The sequence below is a fragment of the Bacillus sp. mrc49 genome (assembly GCF_002803435.1).
Genome location: NZ_PHNG01000372.1, coordinates 1 through 325 on the forward strand (window position 1 = coordinate 1; position 325 = coordinate 325).

1 pseudogene is annotated in these 325 nt (G+C 53.5%); it reads left to right on the forward strand.

The window, feature by feature from the left end:
- A pseudogene (locus CVN76_RS02370) lies at positions 1-325 on the forward strand (hypothetical protein); the annotation flags it as partial.

Here is a 325-nt window from a genome sequence, read left to right on the forward strand (position 1 = left end):
ACTCATTGGCAGGTAAGCAAGCGGATATCGGTAAATTGGCGGATGGGGCTAACCAAGTCGATACCGGTATGCAGCAGGTAAACGGCGGCGCACGGAAATTAGATGCAGGCATCCAAAAACTGAATGTCGGCATGACCGAATTGAATTCCGGTGCCCAAAGGCTCAACGGCGGCCTTAATGATGCCAATACGGGAGCGCAAAAGCTTAGCGGCGGGGCCAGGCAGGTGGATGATGGCGCTCATGCCGTTTATGCAGGAGCAAGGAAGTTAACCGGAGGCGTCAATCAAGTCAATGATGGCGCACAAAACCTAAAGGATGGAGCAGG